This window comes from Nonomuraea rhodomycinica, from assembly GCF_013363995.1.
In the GTDB taxonomy this organism is placed as follows: domain Bacteria; phylum Actinomycetota; class Actinomycetes; order Streptosporangiales; family Streptosporangiaceae; genus Nonomuraea; species Nonomuraea rhodomycinica.
Window position 1 is genome coordinate 1 of the sequence record NZ_JABWGO010000026.1, and the last position, 14,883, is coordinate 14,883.

General features: G+C 71.3%; 17 protein-coding genes and 1 riboswitch. Of the genes, 5 read left to right on the forward strand and 12 right to left on the reverse strand.

Features of this window, described 5'->3' with window-relative positions; translation table 11 throughout:
• From HT134_RS44125 to HT134_RS44145, 5 genes are all read right to left on the reverse strand, one after another.
• Positions 1–192 (reverse strand): TCP-1/cpn60 chaperonin family protein (locus HT134_RS44125; protein ID WP_281387925.1); only part of this gene is annotated, 192 nt, incomplete at its 3' end.
• A 308-nt stretch (positions 193–500) separates the two neighbouring features.
• A complete protein-coding gene (locus tag HT134_RS44130; RefSeq protein ID WP_068927743.1) occupies positions 501–701 on the reverse strand; it encodes a cold-shock protein in 201 nt (66 codons plus the stop codon).
• 272 nt (positions 702–973) lie between these two features.
• On the reverse strand, positions 974–1,249 hold the full coding sequence (locus HT134_RS44135; protein WP_101789288.1) for a MoaD/ThiS family protein: 276 nt from the start codon (positions 1,247–1,249) through the stop codon (positions 974–976).
• A 45-nt stretch (positions 1,250–1,294) separates the two neighbouring features.
• Positions 1,295–2,527 carry a threonine synthase gene (gene thrC / locus HT134_RS44140; RefSeq protein WP_175606479.1) on the reverse strand — a complete coding sequence of 411 codons (1,233 nt, stop codon included), beginning with the start codon at positions 2,525–2,527 and terminating at the stop codon, positions 1,295–1,297.
• A gap of 13 nt (positions 2,528–2,540) precedes the next feature.
• A riboswitch (SAM riboswitch) is annotated at positions 2,541–2,682 on the reverse strand.
• 79 nt (positions 2,683–2,761) lie between these two features.
• Positions 2,762–3,316: an RNA polymerase sigma factor gene (locus tag HT134_RS44145; RefSeq protein WP_175606480.1), complete on the reverse strand. Its 555-nt coding sequence runs from the start codon at positions 3,314–3,316 to the stop codon at positions 2,762–2,764.
• Between the two features lie 31 nt (positions 3,317–3,347).
• Between HT134_RS44145 and HT134_RS44150 the strand changes: the two genes are divergently transcribed.
• Positions 3,348–4,778, forward strand: coding sequence for an alpha,alpha-trehalose-phosphate synthase (UDP-forming) (locus tag HT134_RS44150; protein WP_175606481.1), 1,431 nt, complete (start codon positions 3,348–3,350; stop codon positions 4,776–4,778).
• A 34-nt stretch (positions 4,779–4,812) separates the two neighbouring features.
• Here the strand turns inward: HT134_RS44150 and HT134_RS44155 are convergent, their stop codons facing one another.
• From HT134_RS44155 to HT134_RS44165, 3 genes are read right to left on the reverse strand one after another with little or no spacing between them, the layout of a single operon-like run.
• Positions 4,813–5,385, reverse strand: a complete 573-nt coding sequence (locus tag HT134_RS44155; RefSeq protein ID WP_175606482.1) for a hypothetical protein — start codon at positions 5,383–5,385, stop codon at positions 4,813–4,815.
• A 38-nt stretch (positions 5,386–5,423) separates the two neighbouring features.
• Positions 5,424–6,191, reverse strand: a complete 768-nt coding sequence (gene otsB / locus HT134_RS44160; protein ID WP_175606483.1) for a trehalose-phosphatase — start codon at positions 6,189–6,191, stop codon at positions 5,424–5,426.
• A gap of 40 nt (positions 6,192–6,231) precedes the next feature.
• On the reverse strand, positions 6,232–6,558 hold the full coding sequence (locus HT134_RS44165; protein ID WP_175606484.1) for a DUF3263 domain-containing protein: 327 nt from the start codon (positions 6,556–6,558) through the stop codon (positions 6,232–6,234).
• A gap of 118 nt (positions 6,559–6,676) precedes the next feature.
• Between HT134_RS44165 and HT134_RS44170 the strand changes: the two genes are divergently transcribed.
• The 4 genes from HT134_RS44170 to HT134_RS44185 all read left to right on the forward strand — a co-directional run bounded on the left by HT134_RS44170 (position 6,677) and on the right by HT134_RS44185 (position 10,649).
• Positions 6,677–7,492, forward strand: coding sequence for an SAM hydrolase/SAM-dependent halogenase family protein (locus HT134_RS44170; protein WP_312888915.1), 816 nt, complete (start codon positions 6,677–6,679; stop codon positions 7,490–7,492).
• Positions 7,493–7,621: 129 nt separating this feature from the next.
• Positions 7,622–8,992, forward strand: a complete 1,371-nt coding sequence (locus tag HT134_RS44175; RefSeq protein ID WP_217709111.1) for a S8 family serine peptidase — start codon at positions 7,622–7,624, stop codon at positions 8,990–8,992.
• Positions 8,993–9,063: 71 nt separating this feature from the next.
• Positions 9,064–9,468, forward strand: a complete 405-nt coding sequence (locus HT134_RS44180) for a Zn-ribbon domain-containing OB-fold protein (protein ID WP_175606486.1) — start codon at positions 9,064–9,066, stop codon at positions 9,466–9,468.
• A complete protein-coding gene (locus HT134_RS44185; protein WP_175606487.1) occupies positions 9,465–10,649 on the forward strand; it encodes a lipid-transfer protein in 1,185 nt (394 codons plus the stop codon). Before HT134_RS44180 ends, HT134_RS44185 begins: the two co-directional genes overlap by 4 nt.
• A gap of 92 nt (positions 10,650–10,741) precedes the next feature.
• Here the strand turns inward: HT134_RS44185 and HT134_RS44190 are convergent, their stop codons facing one another.
• Genes HT134_RS44190 through HT134_RS44205 form a run of 4 tightly spaced genes read right to left on the reverse strand, consistent with a single transcriptional unit; the run spans position 10,742 to position 14,701 of the window.
• Positions 10,742–11,758, reverse strand: a complete 1,017-nt coding sequence (locus HT134_RS44190; protein ID WP_175606488.1) for an ABC transporter ATP-binding protein — start codon at positions 11,756–11,758, stop codon at positions 10,742–10,744.
• Positions 11,742–12,779, reverse strand: coding sequence for an ABC transporter ATP-binding protein (locus HT134_RS44195; protein ID WP_175606489.1), 1,038 nt, complete (start codon positions 12,777–12,779; stop codon positions 11,742–11,744). The genes HT134_RS44190 and HT134_RS44195 overlap by 17 nt, the downstream gene beginning before the upstream one ends.
• Before the next feature lie 13 nt (positions 12,780–12,792).
• On the reverse strand, positions 12,793–13,764 hold the full coding sequence (locus HT134_RS44200) for an ABC transporter permease (protein WP_175606490.1): 972 nt from the start codon (positions 13,762–13,764) through the stop codon (positions 12,793–12,795).
• Positions 13,757–14,701 (reverse strand): ABC transporter permease, encoded by a 945-nt coding sequence (locus HT134_RS44205; RefSeq protein ID WP_175606491.1) that lies wholly within the window; start codon positions 14,699–14,701, stop codon positions 13,757–13,759. The genes HT134_RS44200 and HT134_RS44205 overlap by 8 nt, the downstream gene beginning before the upstream one ends.
• Positions 14,702–14,883 lie beyond the last annotated feature (182 nt).

Consider the following 14,883-nt stretch of genomic DNA (forward strand, 5'->3'; position numbering starts at 1 on the left):
GTCCTCGAGCTCGATCTCCTTGGCGATGGAGACACCGTCGTTGGTGATCGTGGGGGCGCCCCACTTCTTCTCCAGCACGACGTTGCGGCCCTTGGGGCCGAGGGTCACCTTGACGGCGTCGGCGAGCTGGTTCATACCGCGCTCGAGACCGCGCCGGGCGTCCTCGTCAAACGCGATCATCTTGGCTGCCATAAGGCTGGACCTCCCAGATGCAGGGTGGCTTGCGGCGGATCGAGCCGACGCCCGCGACGGCATGTGGGCCCGCGTCTCCGTATGGCGGACCCCATCGTCCCGATCCCAGGTGCTGGCACTCACGAACAGAGAGTGCCAACGAACTGTTTAGCACTCTACCCCGTCGAGTGCAAGCGAACACCGCGGGTGCCCAGGTCAGCCGTACGGCGGGCCCCGGAGGGACCCGCCGCATCATCGACGAAGGTGCGAGGGGCAGGCCGTACGGACTGCGCTGCCGCGCGGCCTGCCGTTGGACGCCGGAGACCTGCTCAGACCGCGCGGACGGACTCCGCCTGCGGCCCCTTCTGTCCCTGCGTGATCTCGAACTCGACCCGCTGACCTTGTTCGAGGGAGCGATAGCCGTCCATCATGATTGCCGAGTAATGGACGAATACATCCTTACCACCGTCTACCGCGATGAAGCCGTAGCCCTTGTCCGCGTTGAACCACTTGACGGTGCCCTGCGCCACTTCCGACTCCTCTTACTGGGCTCGCGGATCCCGCCCATTCGTCCGCGAGACCCGCAATCGCCGCGGCTTATCGTAAATCGGCCGGACGATCGCCTCGACCATACCTGTGGCACGGCGTTTGGCAACAGAGTCAAAGCACAAACCACGCAATTCATCCCACAGTGGAGGTAGCAGTTCCTATCCGCGCCGAGCGCCGTTGGTTCAATCTTGAATATCCCGGAAAAGCGGAAGGCGCCCACGAGGGGCGCCTTCGCTGGAGCGTGCGGGGGCCGTCAGCCGCCGGCGACCGCGGGGATGATGGAGATCTGCACCCCGTCGGGCGCGGGAGTGTCCAGACCTTCCGCGAAACGGACGTCCTCTTCTCCCACGTAAACGTTGACGAAACGGCGAATCTTGCCCGATTCATCCAGAATTCGCGCGCCGATCCCCGGGTAGTCGGAGTCGAGCTTTGCGAGGACGTCACGAAGAGTCGCGCCCTCGCCACTCACTTCCGCGTTTCCGCCGGTGTACGTGCGCAAGATGGTGGGAATCCGCACCGAAACACTCATGATTTAGTCGCCTTTCCTGGTTGTGCGAGCAGCCGTGCCGGACGCTCAGACGGCCGCGCGGAACGCGTCGAGAGAGGGCTTGATGACGGCCGTGGGCTGCGCGTCCCCGGAGACGGCGTCGAGCGTCTTGAGACCGTCGCCGGTGTTGAGCACCACGGTCTCCGCCTCGGGGTCGAGCACGCCGTTCTCGGTGAGCTTCTTCAGCACGCCGACCGTGACGCCGCCCGCCGTCTCGGCGAAGATGCCCTCGGTCGAGGCGAGCAGCTTGATCGCCTCGACGATCTCGGCGTCGGTGACGTCCTCCACCGCACCGCCGGTGCGGCGGGCGATGTCGAGCACGTAGGGGCCGTCGGCGGGGTTGCCGATGGCCAGCGACTTGGCGATGGTGTCGGGCCGGACCGGCTGGACCACGTCGTGGCCGGCCTTGTAGGCGGCCGACACGGGCGAGCAGCCCTGGGCCTGGGCGCCGAACACCTTGTACGGCCGGTCCTCGACCAGCCCCAGGGCGATCAGCTCCTTGAAGCCCTTGTCGATCTTGGTGAGCTGGGACCCGGAGGCGATCGGGATGACGATCTGCTCGGGGAGCCGCCAGCCGAGCTGCTCGGCGATCTCGTACGCGAGCGTCTTGGAGCCCTCGGCGTAGTACGGCCGGAGGTTGACGTTCACGAAGCCCCACTTGTCGCCCAGCGGGTCGCCGATGAGCTCGGAGCAGAACCGGTTGACCTCGTCGTAGGTGCCGTCGATGCCGATGAGCCTGCCGCCGAACACCCGGGCCATGGCGATCTTGGCCTGCTCCAGGTCGGCGGGGATGAACACGCAGGCGTCGAGCCCGGCCCGGGCCGCGGCGGCCGTCACCGCGCCCGCGAGGTTGCCCGTGGAGGAGCACGACAGGGTGTGGAAGCCGAAGTTGCGCGCCGCCTCGACCGCGATGGCGACGACCCGGTCCTTGAAGGAGTGGGTGGGGTTGCCCGAGTCGTCCTTGACGTACAGGGACTTGAGGCCGAGCGCGCGCCCGAGGTTGCCCGCCTTGACGAGCTTGGTCCAGCCGGGGTTCATGTTGGGCTTGGTCGCGACGTCGGCGGGGACGGGGAGCAACGAGCGGTAGCGCCAGATGTTGCTGGGGCCCGCCTCGATGTCCTCACGGCGGACGTCGCCGAAGGAGTAGGCCGCTTCGAGCGGCCCGAAACACTCCAGGCACGCGAAACTCGGGCCGAGGTCGTAGCGGGTGCCGCACTCGCGGCAGGACAGAGCCGTGGCAGGACCGAAGTCAAGCGACATGAAGCGAGGCCTTCCCTCATCTTCGCCCGCGGCCACCTTGACCGCAGACCGGAATTGGCACCTTGTCCCGGTCGGCCTCGCCCTGTCGCGAGTCTCAAGCCGGGAGGGTTGCCGGGGCTTCGCAGGGCCGGTCCCTCCACCCCTCTGGATGAGCAATATTCAGTTGTCGCCTCAGACTGTACCCGCCGTCGTGGCGTCACCGCCCAGCCGTCTCATAGCATGAGACAAGTGGTCTCACCGATAGTCGTCGCCGAGCGCGGCCTGCACGTACTTGCGCGCCTGGTGGATGCGCGACTTCGCGGTGCCGAGCGGGATGCCGAGCTGCTCGGCCACCTCGTTGTAGTCGAGCTGGACGATGTCGCGCAGCACCAGCGCCTGGGCGAGGTCGGGCTTGTCGGCCTCCAGCGCCTCCATGGCGTCGAGCAGGTCCAGCCGCGAGCCCGCGATGACGCTGACCCGCCGCACGTCGGGCTTCTGCACCGGCAGCTCGTCGGAGCTCTGCTCGGCGGCCCGCCGCTTCAGCGACCGGTACGTGGTGCGCGCGCAGTTGGCCGTCACGATGTGCAGCCACGTGCTGAACCGGGCCCGGCCCTCGAAGCGGCCGATGTTGCGGGCCACCGCGAGCAGGGTGTCCTGGGACGCCTCCTCGGCGTCCTGGCGGTACGGGAGGATGCGGGCGCAGTGCCGCATGACGTCGGGCTCGATCCGCTTCAGGAGCTCGCCGAGCGCGCGATGATCTCCGGCTGCGGCGGAACGGGCAAGTTCCTCGGTTAGCTCATCAAGCGCCATAGCTGGGATCCTATGATCGGAGGGAGGTTAAATGAACAGCGTCCTGGTTGCCTCCAACAGAGGCCCGGTCTCGTTCACCGTCGACGACGACGGCGAGCTGACCATGAAGCGCGGCGGCGGCGGGCTGGTCTCCGGACTGTCCGCGGTCACCAAGGACCACAACGTCCTGTGGGTGTGCGCGGCCCTGTCCGACGGCGACCGCAGCGCGGCCCGCCAGGCCCCCGGGGGCCGGCTCGACCACGCGGGCTACGACACGGGCGCCCTGCGGATGCTCGACATCCCGGCCGCCACGTTCCACCGCGCCTACAACGCGGTGGCCAACTCGACGCTCTGGTTCGTCAACCACCTGCTCTACGACACCCCCAACGCCCCGAGCTTCGGCTCGCGCTTCCGCCGCGAGTGGGAGTCGTACCGCGACTACAACGGCGCGTTCGCGCTGGCGCTGGCCGAGGAGGCCCACCACGAGGCCCGCGTCATGGTGCAGGACTACCACCTGACCCTCACCCCCGCCATGCTCCGCGCCGAGCGGCCCGACCTGCGCGTCGCCCACTTCAGCCACACGCCGTGGGCGCCGCCCGAGTACTTCTCGCTGCTGCCCGACGAGGTGGGCCGCGAGGTGCTCGAAGGCATCCTGGGCGCCGACCACGCCGGGTTCCTCACCGCGCGCTGGGCCGAGGCGTTCATGGACTGCTGCGGGGCGCTGCTCGGCGCGCGGGTGGACCGCGACGCCCGCACCGTGACCCACGAGGGGCGCACGACCCGCGTCGGCGTCCACGCCCTCGGCGTCGACGGCGGCGCGCTGTGCGAGCGGGCCGCCGAGCCCGACGTCGAGTCGCACATGACCGCCCTGCGCGAGCAGGTCGGCGACCGCGCCCTGATCGTCCGCATCGACCGCACGGAGCTGTCCAAGAACATCGTGCGCGGCCTGCAGGCCTACCGCGAGTTCCTGGCCGAGCACCCCGAGTGGCACGGGAGGGTCGTCCACCTGGCCTTCGCCTACCCGAGCCGGCACGACCTGCCCGAGTACCGCGAGTACACCGCCACCGTGCAGCGCTGCGCCCAGGAGATCGAGGACGAGTACGCCACCGAGGACTGGGACCCGCTGATCCTCAACGTCCACGACGACTACCCGCGCTCGCTGGCCGCCTACCGGTTGGCCGACGTGCTGCTGGTCAACCCGATCCGCGACGGCATGAACCTGGTGGCCAAGGAGGGCCCGATCCTGTCGCCGGGCGCCGCCCTGGTGCTGTCGCGCGAGGCGGGGGCGGCGGCCGAGCTGGGCGAGCACGCGCTCCTGGTCAACCCGTACGACATCAGCGGCACGGCGGCGGCGCTGCACGAGGCGCTCGTCATGCCGGCGGACGAGCGCCGCGCGCGGGGCGAGCGGCTGCGCGCGGCGGCCACCGCCCTGCCGCCGCAGCGGTGGCTCACGGCCCAGCTCGACGCCCTCGCCGGTCACTGAGGGCGTTCCGCCCTCGCCGGGCATCGCGGGCGCCTCAGAGCCAGTCCGCGTGCTTCAGCGTGTCGGCCAGCCCCGGCGTGTTCCACTGGTCGACGACGAGGATCCTGCTCTTCGGCAGGTACCACTCGCGCTGCGTGAAGCGGGCCTTCGTGGTGCCGTTCGAGTAGCTGACGCACTTCGACGCCCACTCGTTGTAGGCGGCCTTGTGCCCCGGCCCCACCTGGCGCAGCCCCCTCTTGACCTTGGTGCCGACAACCTCGCCCCACTTCCGGTCGACCGGGCACGGCTGCACGTCGCTCGCCGTGTAGAACGGGCGCTTGCCGGTGTACGGGCCGAACCCCTCGGCGCCGCGCTTGATGTACGACGGGCCGAAGACGTAGAACGCGTCGCACTCGGGCGAGCCCCACCCCTGCGGCTTGCGACACTTGCCGGTCACCACCTGCACCGCGTCCGTGCCCATGCCGTACACCCGCCACTCGATCGGGATGTAGAGCGTCAGGCCGCCCCGCAGCTTGAGCTGCTGCGCCGGCGCGGCGTTCGCGGGCGAGGGGACGGCGAGGAGGGTGGCCGCGGCCACGGCCGCGGCGGCGAGGTATCGCTTGAACATGCGACCGACCCTAGGGGCGGGCACTTGCAAAACAGTCACTAACCACTAAAAGCCGACACAAGCTCACGGAGGAGCGCCACGACCCCGTCGGGCCCGTCCACCACGATGTCGGCCCGCTCGGCCAGCGCGGTCACCTCGGTCGAGCCGCTGCACACGGTCACGCCGGGCAGTCCGGACGCGCGTACCGCCTCGAAGGCCGCCAGGTCGCCCAGGTCGTCGCCGGCGAACATGACCGACCTGGCGTCCCGCTCGGCGAGGAACAGCCCGAGCGCGTGCCCCTTGTCCATGCCCGGCGGTCTCAGCTCCAGCACGAACCGGCCCGGCTCCACCACGAGGTCGTGCCGGGCGGCCAGCTCGGCCAGCGGCGCGCGCAGGACCTCCAGCGCGCCCTCGGGGTCGTCGGCGCGGCGCGTGTGGACGGCCACCGCGCGGCCCTTGTCCTCGATGGCCACGCCCTTCAGGCCGAGCGAGTCGATCAGCAGCGGCAGCTCGGCCTCGGCCCGAGGCACGCCCGCGGGGGGCGGCGGGCCGGAGATCGCGCCGTTCTCCCACCGTTCGAAACCGTAGTGGCCGAGGATCACCAGGCCCGGCACCTCGGCCAGGCCGGGGCCCAGCTCCAGGGCGGTGGCGGGCGGGCGCCCGGTCACGACGGCCACCGCCCGCACGTGCCGGCCCAGCTCGGCCAGCACGCCGGGCGCCTCGGGGTGGATCACGGCCGCGGCGGGATCGGGCACGATCGGCGACAGGGTCCCGTCGAAGTCGAGCCCGATCACGGCGCCCGCGGGGTCCTTCAGGATGGCTTCCATTCCAGGGATGTTGCTCACGCGGCTGGCCCTACCCAGCCGCTCAGGGGCGCATGCCCAGGCGCCTCGCGGCGCGGTCGCGCCGGCGGCCGGCGCGCAGCCTGCGCAGCCGCTTGACCAGCATCGGGTCCTGCTCCAGGGCGGCCGGCTTGTCGATGAGCTCGCCCAGGAGCTGGTAGTAGCGGGTGGCGGAGAACCCGAAGGTCTCCTTGATGGCCTGCTCCTTGGCGCCCGGGTGGCGCCACCACTGGCGCTCGAAGGCGAGGAGATCGCGTTCGCGTGGGGTCAGCTCCGCGGGTGGGGTGAGGGGTTGCTGCTCGTGCGCCGGTTCTCGGGGTGCACTGTCACCGCCGGCCGGTGCAGTGTCCATGGTTCCTCCTCGAAAGGCTCGCGCGCGACGGTCACGACACGCGCATGCGGCCCGACGCCATCGTAATGTGCGTACTCCGGCTGTTCATGGCGGATGGCTAGACGTACAGTCACGAAGTGTGACCTCAGTCATCACACTTCTCACGGACTACGGGCTTGAGGACGGCTACGTGGCGGCCTGCCACGGGGTGATCGCCGGCATCGCTCCCGAGGCCAGGGTGATCGACGTGTGCCACGCCATTCCGTCGGGCGACGTGCGGCGCGGCGCCGCGATTCTCGCTCAGACCATCCCCTACCTGCCCAAGGGCGTGCACATCGGCGCGGTCGATCCCGGCACGGGACACGCCCGGCGGGCCGTCGCGATCGAGGCGGGCGGCCGGGTGTTCATCGGGCCGGACAACGGGCTGCTGTCCTGGGCGGTCCACGCCAGCGGGGGGGCGGAGGCGGCGTACGAGATCAGCAACGAGGAGTACTTCCTGAGACCCGTCTCGCCCACCTTCCACGGCCGCGACATCTACTCGGCCGTGGCGGGACGGCTGGTCAGGGGGCTCAAGCCGACCGACCTGGGGCCCGAGCGGCCGATCGGGCGGCTCGTGTCGCTGCCGGAGCCGACGTCGGTGGTGCGCGAGGGCGCGGTCGAGGGCGAGGTCGTCTCGGTGGACCGCTACGGCAACACGCAGCTGTCGATCACGGCGAGCCACCTGGAGGCGCTGGGGGCGCGGGTCGGCGACACGCTGGGGGTGTGGCTGGGGCGGCGGCAGCTCACGTTGCCGTACCGGGAGACGTACGCGGCGGTGCCGCCGGGGGAGCTGGTGGCGTTCGCGGACTCGGCGGGGCTGATCGCGATCGCGGTGAACTCGGGGGACGCGGCACAGCGGCTGGGGCTACCTCCCGGCGCCCATGTCCGGATTTCTCCCTCTATTTCCAAGCCTTAGCGCTACGAAAGCCGCTTAAGCCTAATTACGCGATGTATCGGACTGTTTACTGAAGGGTCTGATCAGCGGTAGGCGTCTCGTGTCACAATCTCCGGCAACGGGCATCCCCCTTCTGCCCCGGAGGTCGCCATGCGCCTCTTCCGCCCCATGCCGTACGTCCGCTGCCTCGCCGTCACCCTCGTCACCTCCTTCGGATTGTGCCTGGCCGCCTCGCCGCTGTCCGGCGCTTCGCCGAGCGCGGGCGCCGCCGCGACGGACGCGCTCGGCGCCGCCCAGTGGCAGCTCCCGGCGCTGCGCCTGCCCGAGGCGTGGCGGATCACCAGGGGCGAGGGCGTGCTGGTCGCCGTCCTCGACACCGGGGTGAACGGCGACCACCCCGACCTCGCGGGCTCCGTGGTGGCCGGACCCGACCTGACCGGGGCCGGCAGACGCCCCGGCCGGTGGGGGCACCACGGCACCGCCATGGCCAGCCTCATCGCCGGCCACGGCCACACCGAATCCGCCACCCCGCCCCGTCCGCGCAACCCCCCGGGCGCCGCCGCACCCGCCGGCCCGGTCCTCACCTCGGCGCCTCCCTCCGTGGCGTCTGCCGCCGCCGGGACCGCCGACCGGGTCGCCGCGCTCGGCGCGCCGGCCCGGGTGCCCCAGGCCGCCCCCGGGGCCGCGCGCCTGGGCGTGATCGGCGTCGCCCCCGGGGCCCGCATCCTGTCGGTCCGCGTCACGCTGGAGAACGACGACCCGCTGCGCGCCCGTCCCTCCGCGGGCCGCCCCGACGCGCTGGCCCGCGGCATCCGCTACGCCGCCGACCACGGCGCGGACGTCATCAGCATGTCCCTGGGCGGCGGCAGCGGCGCCTGGAACGGCTCCCCCGCCGAGAAGGAGGCCGTCCGGTACGCCCTGAGCCGCGGCGCGGTCCTCGTGGCCTCCTCCGGCAACGACGGCGAGACCACGAACCGCAAGAACTACCCCGCCGCCTATCCCGGCGTGATCGCGGTCGGCGCGGTGGACCGGCGGCTGAAGGTGGCCGCGTTCTCCAACCGCCAGGACTACCTCTCGGTGGTGGCGCCCGGCACGGGCATCCTCACGGCCGACGGCGACCGCTCCTACGTGGTGGGCGACGGCACGAGCGCGGCGGCGGCCATGGTGGCGGGCATCGCCGCCCTGGTCAGGTCGGCCTACCCCGGCCTGCCGCCGCGTCAGGTGCGCGCGGCCATCGAACGCGGCACGGCCTCCCCTCCCGCCCGGCGTCCATGGCCGGCCTCCGGAGCGGACGCCCGCGACCCCTCGTACGGGCACGGCGTGGCCGACGCGCTGCTCGCGCTGCGGGAGGCGGGCCGGCTGGCGGGGGCCAGGGCGGGCGCGGCCCCTCCGGCCCCGCCGGGCAGGCCGGCCCGGGCGGACGGCGGCGCGCCGGACTCCCGGATGCCGACGCTGCTCGGACTGCTCGCGCTCTGCCTGGCGATGGGCGCCCACGTGCTGGCCCGCCGCCGCACCCCCTGACCCCGCCGCGCCGCCATGGCGCGCGCCGGCGAAGTCTTATCCCTAGCAAGCGCTTGTGCGATAATTCCGGCATGACCCTGGCGATCGACGGCTGGTTCACGGTCGAGGACGGCGTCACCCACCTCCTGGGCGCCCGGTGCGCCGCCTGCGGCACGGTGACGTTCCCCCCGCGGACCGGCTTCTGCCCCAACCCCGGCTGCGACGGCGAGCACCTGGAGGTGACCCGCCTGTCCCGGCGGGGCCGCGTCTGGTCCTACACCGAATCCGGCTACCCCCCGCCCGCCCCGTACGTGGCCGCCGAGCCGTACACGCCCGTGACGCTCGCGGCGGTGGAGCTGGAGCGCGAGGGCATCGTGGTGCTCGGCCAGGTCAAGGACCTCACGGTCGCGGACCTGGAGGTGGGCATGGAGCTGGAGCTGACCTGCGGCCCGCTCGCCGACGGGCCGCTCGTGTGGATGTGGGGGCCGGCGTCGTGAGCGTGGTGGTGCTGGGCGCGGGGATGCACCCGTGGGGCAAGTGGGGCCGCCCGTTCACCGAGTACGGCCTGGCGGCCGCCCGCGCGGCCCTGCGCGACGCGGACGTGAGCTGGCCCGAGGTCGGGTTCCTGGTCGGGGCCGACACGATCAGGAACGGCTACCCGGGCTTCGTGGCCGGCGCGACGTACGCCAGGGCGCTCGGCTGGTCGGGCGCCCGGATCGCGTCCTGCTACGCCGCCTGCGCCTCCGGAGCGCAGGCCATGGACATCGCGCGGACCCGGATCCTCGCCGGGCTCTGCGACGTGGCGCTGGTCGTGGGCGCCGACTCCACCCCGAAGGGCTTCTTCAAGCCGGTGGGCGGCGACCGCCCCGACGACCCCGACTGGCTGCGCTTCCGCCTGCTCGGCGCGACCAACCCGGCCTACTTCGGGCTGTACGCGCGCCGCCGGATGGCCCTGCACGGCTCCACGCCCGGCGACTTCGCGGCCGTCAAGGTCAAGAACGCCCGCGCCGGCGCGCTGAACCCGCTGGCCCGCTACCGCAAACCGGTCACGGCCGAGGAGGTGCTGGCCTCCCCCATGGTGGCCGACCCGCTGCGCCTCATGGACATCTGCGCCACCTCCGACGGCGGGGCCGCGGTCGTGCTCGCCTCGGAGGACTACGCCCGGCGGCGCGGCGTCACGGACCCGGTGCGCCTGGCCGCCGTCTCCACGGTGACGCCCGTCTTCCCCAACGCCGTGCTGGAGCTCCCGGAGTTCGCCACGGACTCCTGCGCCGCGGTGCCGCCGCCCGCCCGGCCGTTCCGCGCGGCGATCGCGCACGCCGCGTACGAGGAGGCCGGGCTGGGCCCGGAGGACGTGTCGTTCGCCGAGGTGTACGACCTGTCCACGGCGCTGGAGCTCGACTGGATGGAGGACGTCGGCCTCTGCCCGCCCGGCGAGGCGGACAAGCTGCTGCGGGCCGGCGACACGGCGCTCGGCGGGCGACTCCCGGTCAACCCCTCGGGCGGGCTGGCCTCGTTCGGCGAGGCGATCCCCGCCCAGGCGATCGCCCAGGTGTGCGAGCTGACCTGGCAGCTGCGCGGCCGGGCGGGCGACCGGCAGGTGGCGGGCGCCAGGGTGGGGCTGGCGGTCAACCAGGGGCTGTTCGGCCACGGCTCGGCGGTCATCGCCACCCGCTGACCCACCCGCCGGCCCACGGGGCCGGCCCACCAGGAACGCCGGGGGCCCCGCGCGAACGGATCGCGCGGGGCCCCCGGGACGTGGCGGCGGCCTCAGCCGGCGTGGACCACGTCGTGCGTCTCCGCGAAGTGGCAGGCGCTGAGGTGCGCCGTGCCCGGCCGGATCTGCAGCAGCGGCTCCTCCGTCGCGCAGATCTCCTGGGCCTTCCAGCAGCGGGTGCGGAAGCGGCAGCCCGACGGCGGGTTGGCCGGCGAGGGCGGGTCGCCCTGCAGGATGATCCGCTCGCGGCTCTCGCGGCCCTCGGGGTCGGGGACCGGGACGGCCGACAGCAGCGCCTGGGTGTACGGGTGGGCCGGCCGGTCGTAGATCTCCAGGTCCTTGCCCAGCTCCACCATCTTGCCCAGGTACATCACCGCGACCCGGTCGGAGATGTGGCGCACCACCGACAGGTCGTGGGCGATGAAGATGTACGCCAGGCCGAACTCGTTCTGCAGCCGCTCCAGCAGGTTGATGACCTGCGCCTGGATCGACACGTCGAGCGCGGACACCGGCTCGTCGCAGACGATGATCTCAGGCTGGAGCGCCAGACCACGGGCGATGCCGATGCGCTGGCGCTGACCGCCGGAGAACTGGTGCGGGTAGCGGTTGATGTGGTCGGGGTTGAGACCCACGACCTCCAGCAGTTCCTGCACCTTGCGCCGCCGGTCACCCTTGGGCGCGACCTCGGTGTGGATCTCGAACGGCTCGCCCACGATGTCGCCGACGGTCATCCGGGGGTTCAGCGAGGTGTAGGGGTCCTGCATCACCATCTGGATGTTGCGGCGCATCCGCTTGAGCTCGGAGCCCTTGGCCTTGGCCATGTCGCGCCCGTTGATCACCACCGAGCCGGACGTCGGCCGCTCCAGCGCCATGAGCACCTTGGCCAGCGTCGACTTGCCGCAGCCGGACTCGCCGACGATGCCCAGGGTCTCGCCCTTGTTCAGCTCGAAGGAGACGCCGTCCACGGCCTTGATGGCGCCGATCTGCTTCTTGAACATGATGCCCTGGGTCAGCGGGAAGTGCTTGACCAGGTCGCGCACCTCCAGGATGCGCTCACCTTGGGTCGCCATCGAGGACCTCCCTCCAGTAGTGGCAGGCGCTGTTGCGCGCACCGCTGATCCCGTAGAGCGGGGGTGCGTCGGTCACGCAGTTGTCCTGGCGGTACGGGCACCGCGGGTGGAAGGCGCAGCCGGTGGGCATGTCGAGCAGGTTGGGCGGCAGACCCTTGATCGCGTACAGCTCCTGGCCCTTGAGGTCGACCCGGGGGATCGACTCCAGCAGGCCCTTCGTGTACGGGTGGGCGGGCGCCCGGTAGATGTCGTACACCGGGGCGTTCTCGACGATCCGCCCCGCGTACATGACCGCGATCTTGTCCGCGACGTCGGCGACGACGCCGAGGTCGTGCGTGATGAGGATCAGGCCCATGTTGCTCTCGCGCTGCAGCTCGGCGAGCAGCTCCATGATCTGGGCCTGGACCGTCACGTCGAGCGCGGTCGTCGGCTCGTCCGCGATCAGCACCTCCGGGTCCAGCGCGATCGACATGGCGATCATGATGCGCTGGCGCATGCCCCCGGAGAACTGGTGCGGGTAGTCGTGGATGCGCTGCTTGGCGGCCGGGATGCGGACCCGGTCCATCAGCTCCACGGCCTTGGCCATCGCGTCGCGCTTCGACATGCCGCGGTGGACGCGGAACATCTCGCTGATCTGCCAGCCCACGGTGAACACCGGGTTGAGCGCCGACAGCGCGTCCTGGAAGATCATCGAGATGCGCTGGCCGCGGACCTGCGTGCGCGCCTCGTCCGACAGCTTGAGCAGGTCGGTCCCGCGGAAGCGGATCTCCCCCTTGGGGATGCGCGCGGGCGGCATGTCCAGGATGCCCATGATCGCCTGCGCGGTCACGGACTTGCCGGAGCCCGACTCGCCCAGGACCGCGAGGGTCTCGCCCGGGTTGAGCGAGTAGCTCACACCGTTCACGGCCCGCACGACGCCCGCCCGAGTGGCGAACTCCACGTGCAGGTCCTCCACCGCCAGCAACGGCTCGTCGCCCAGCCCTCCCTCGGCGGGCGACGTCCTCAGCGATGTCTTACTCATCTGATCCCCCCTCCTACCTGAGCTTCGGGTCGAGCGCGTCGCGGACGGCGTCGCCCATCATGATGAACGCGAGCACGGTGATGCTCAGGAACACGGCGGGGAACACCAGCGGCAGCGGCGCCTCCAGGAACCGGCTCCGGGCGTCGGCGATCATCAGGCCCCACGAGATGTCCGGCGACTGCACGCCGACCCCGAGGAACGACAGCGCGGCCTCGGCCGCGATGAACCCGCCCAGGTTGATGGTGGCCACGACGATCACCGGGGCGATCGCGTTCGGCAGCAGGTGGCCGAACATGACCCGGCTCTGGCTCGCGCCGAGCGCCCGCGCCGCGACGACGAAGTCCTGGCTCCTGGCCGTGATGACGGCGGCCCGCATGATGCGGAACGTCATCGGCCACGCCAGCACCGACAGCGCGATCACCACGATCCAGATGCCGAGCCCCTTGTCCCGGAACGTCGCCGTGATGAGCAGCGCGCCCAGGATCTGCGGGATCGCGAAGAAGACCTCGGTGACGCGGGAGCTGACCGTGTCGGTGAGGCCGCCGCGGGCGCCGGCGATGAGGCCGAGCAGGCCGCCGACGATCCCGGTGATGATCGTGGTGCTGACACCGATGAGGATCGAGTTGCTGGCGCCGTAGATGGTCCGGGCGTACACGTCGCAGCCGAGGTTGTCGCGCCCGAAGATGTGACCGGCGCTGGGGCCCTGGCGGGCGCTGGCGAGGTCGCACGTGCGCGCGTCCATCGGGTTGATCGACGTGAACAGCGACGGCCAGAACGACATGATCAGCAGGATCGCGATGAGGACCAGCGAGAAGATGAACATCGGCCTGCGGCGCAGGTCGTGCCAGGCGTCGGTCCACAGGCTCGCCGGCTTGCCCTCCTTCTTGCGGCGCCTGCCGCGGGAGGGCGGAGCGACGGGGGTCTGCTCCGGGGTCAGGGTCTGGGTGTCGGGGCCGGCGGGCCCCGCCTGCGGAGTGTCACTCATAGCGGATCCTCGGGTCGAGCACTGCGTACATCAGGTCGACGACCAGGTTGGCCACGATGTAGACCAACACCAGGATGGTCACGATTCCTACGACGATGGGTTGTTCTCGTAGGTAGACGCCTTGGTAGAGCTGGTTGCCGATCCCCGGCAGGTTGAAGATCGTCTCCGTGATCACCGCGCCGCCCATGAGGTTGCCGAGGTCGGCGCCCAGGTAGGTCACCAGGGGGATCAGCGCGTTGCGCAGGCCGTGCCGGCCGATGACCCTCCGGCGGGACAGGCCCTTGGCGGTCGCCGTGCGGATGTAGTCCGATCTCAGCGTCTCCACCAGGCTCGTCCTGGTGAGCCGGGTCAGGTACGCGATCGACACGCCCGCCAGCACGAACCCGGGCAGCAGGTACGACTTGATGCCCTGCGTGGCGCCCGCGATGGGGAAGATCTCCGTGCCGGTCACCTGCTTGAGCCAGACGCCCAGCCACAGCTGCAGCACGAAGCCGCTGACCAGCGTGGGGATCGAGATCAGCAGCAGGGTCGAGGCGAGGATGGCCGTGTCGGTGGCCCGGCCGCGGCGCAGCGCCGCCCAGAGGCCGAGGACGACGCCGATGATGGCCTCCAGGACCAGCGCGACCAACGCGAGGTTCAGCGTGACCTGGAGCTTGCCCGCGAGGAGCTGGGTCACCGGGACGCCGGCGAACGTCTTGCCGAAGTCTCCGCGGAAGATGATGCCGCTGATGTAGTACCAGTACTGGACCAGCAGCGGATCGTTGAGGTGGTACTGGTCGCGGATGATCGCGACGATGTTGGGGTCCTGCCTCTTCTCACCGGCCAGCGCCGCGATGGGATCACCAGGAAGCGCGAAGACGATGGCGAAGATGAAGAGGGTGGCGCCGAGCAGGACTGGAACTGCCTGGATCAGACGCCTGATGATGTAACGGCCCATTCAAGCCTCCCGTACATGCCAGAAGGCAGTGCCTGGATCCATGGGGTGGAACGGCCCAAGCGACTGCCTTCCTGGCGGCTCTCGAGGGGCGGGGGCGCCGGGCGCGGCCCCCCCCCCGCCCCCCCCCGCCCCGGCCGGCGACCGCCGGGGGGGTCCGGGGCCGCGGACATTTCTGGGGACCC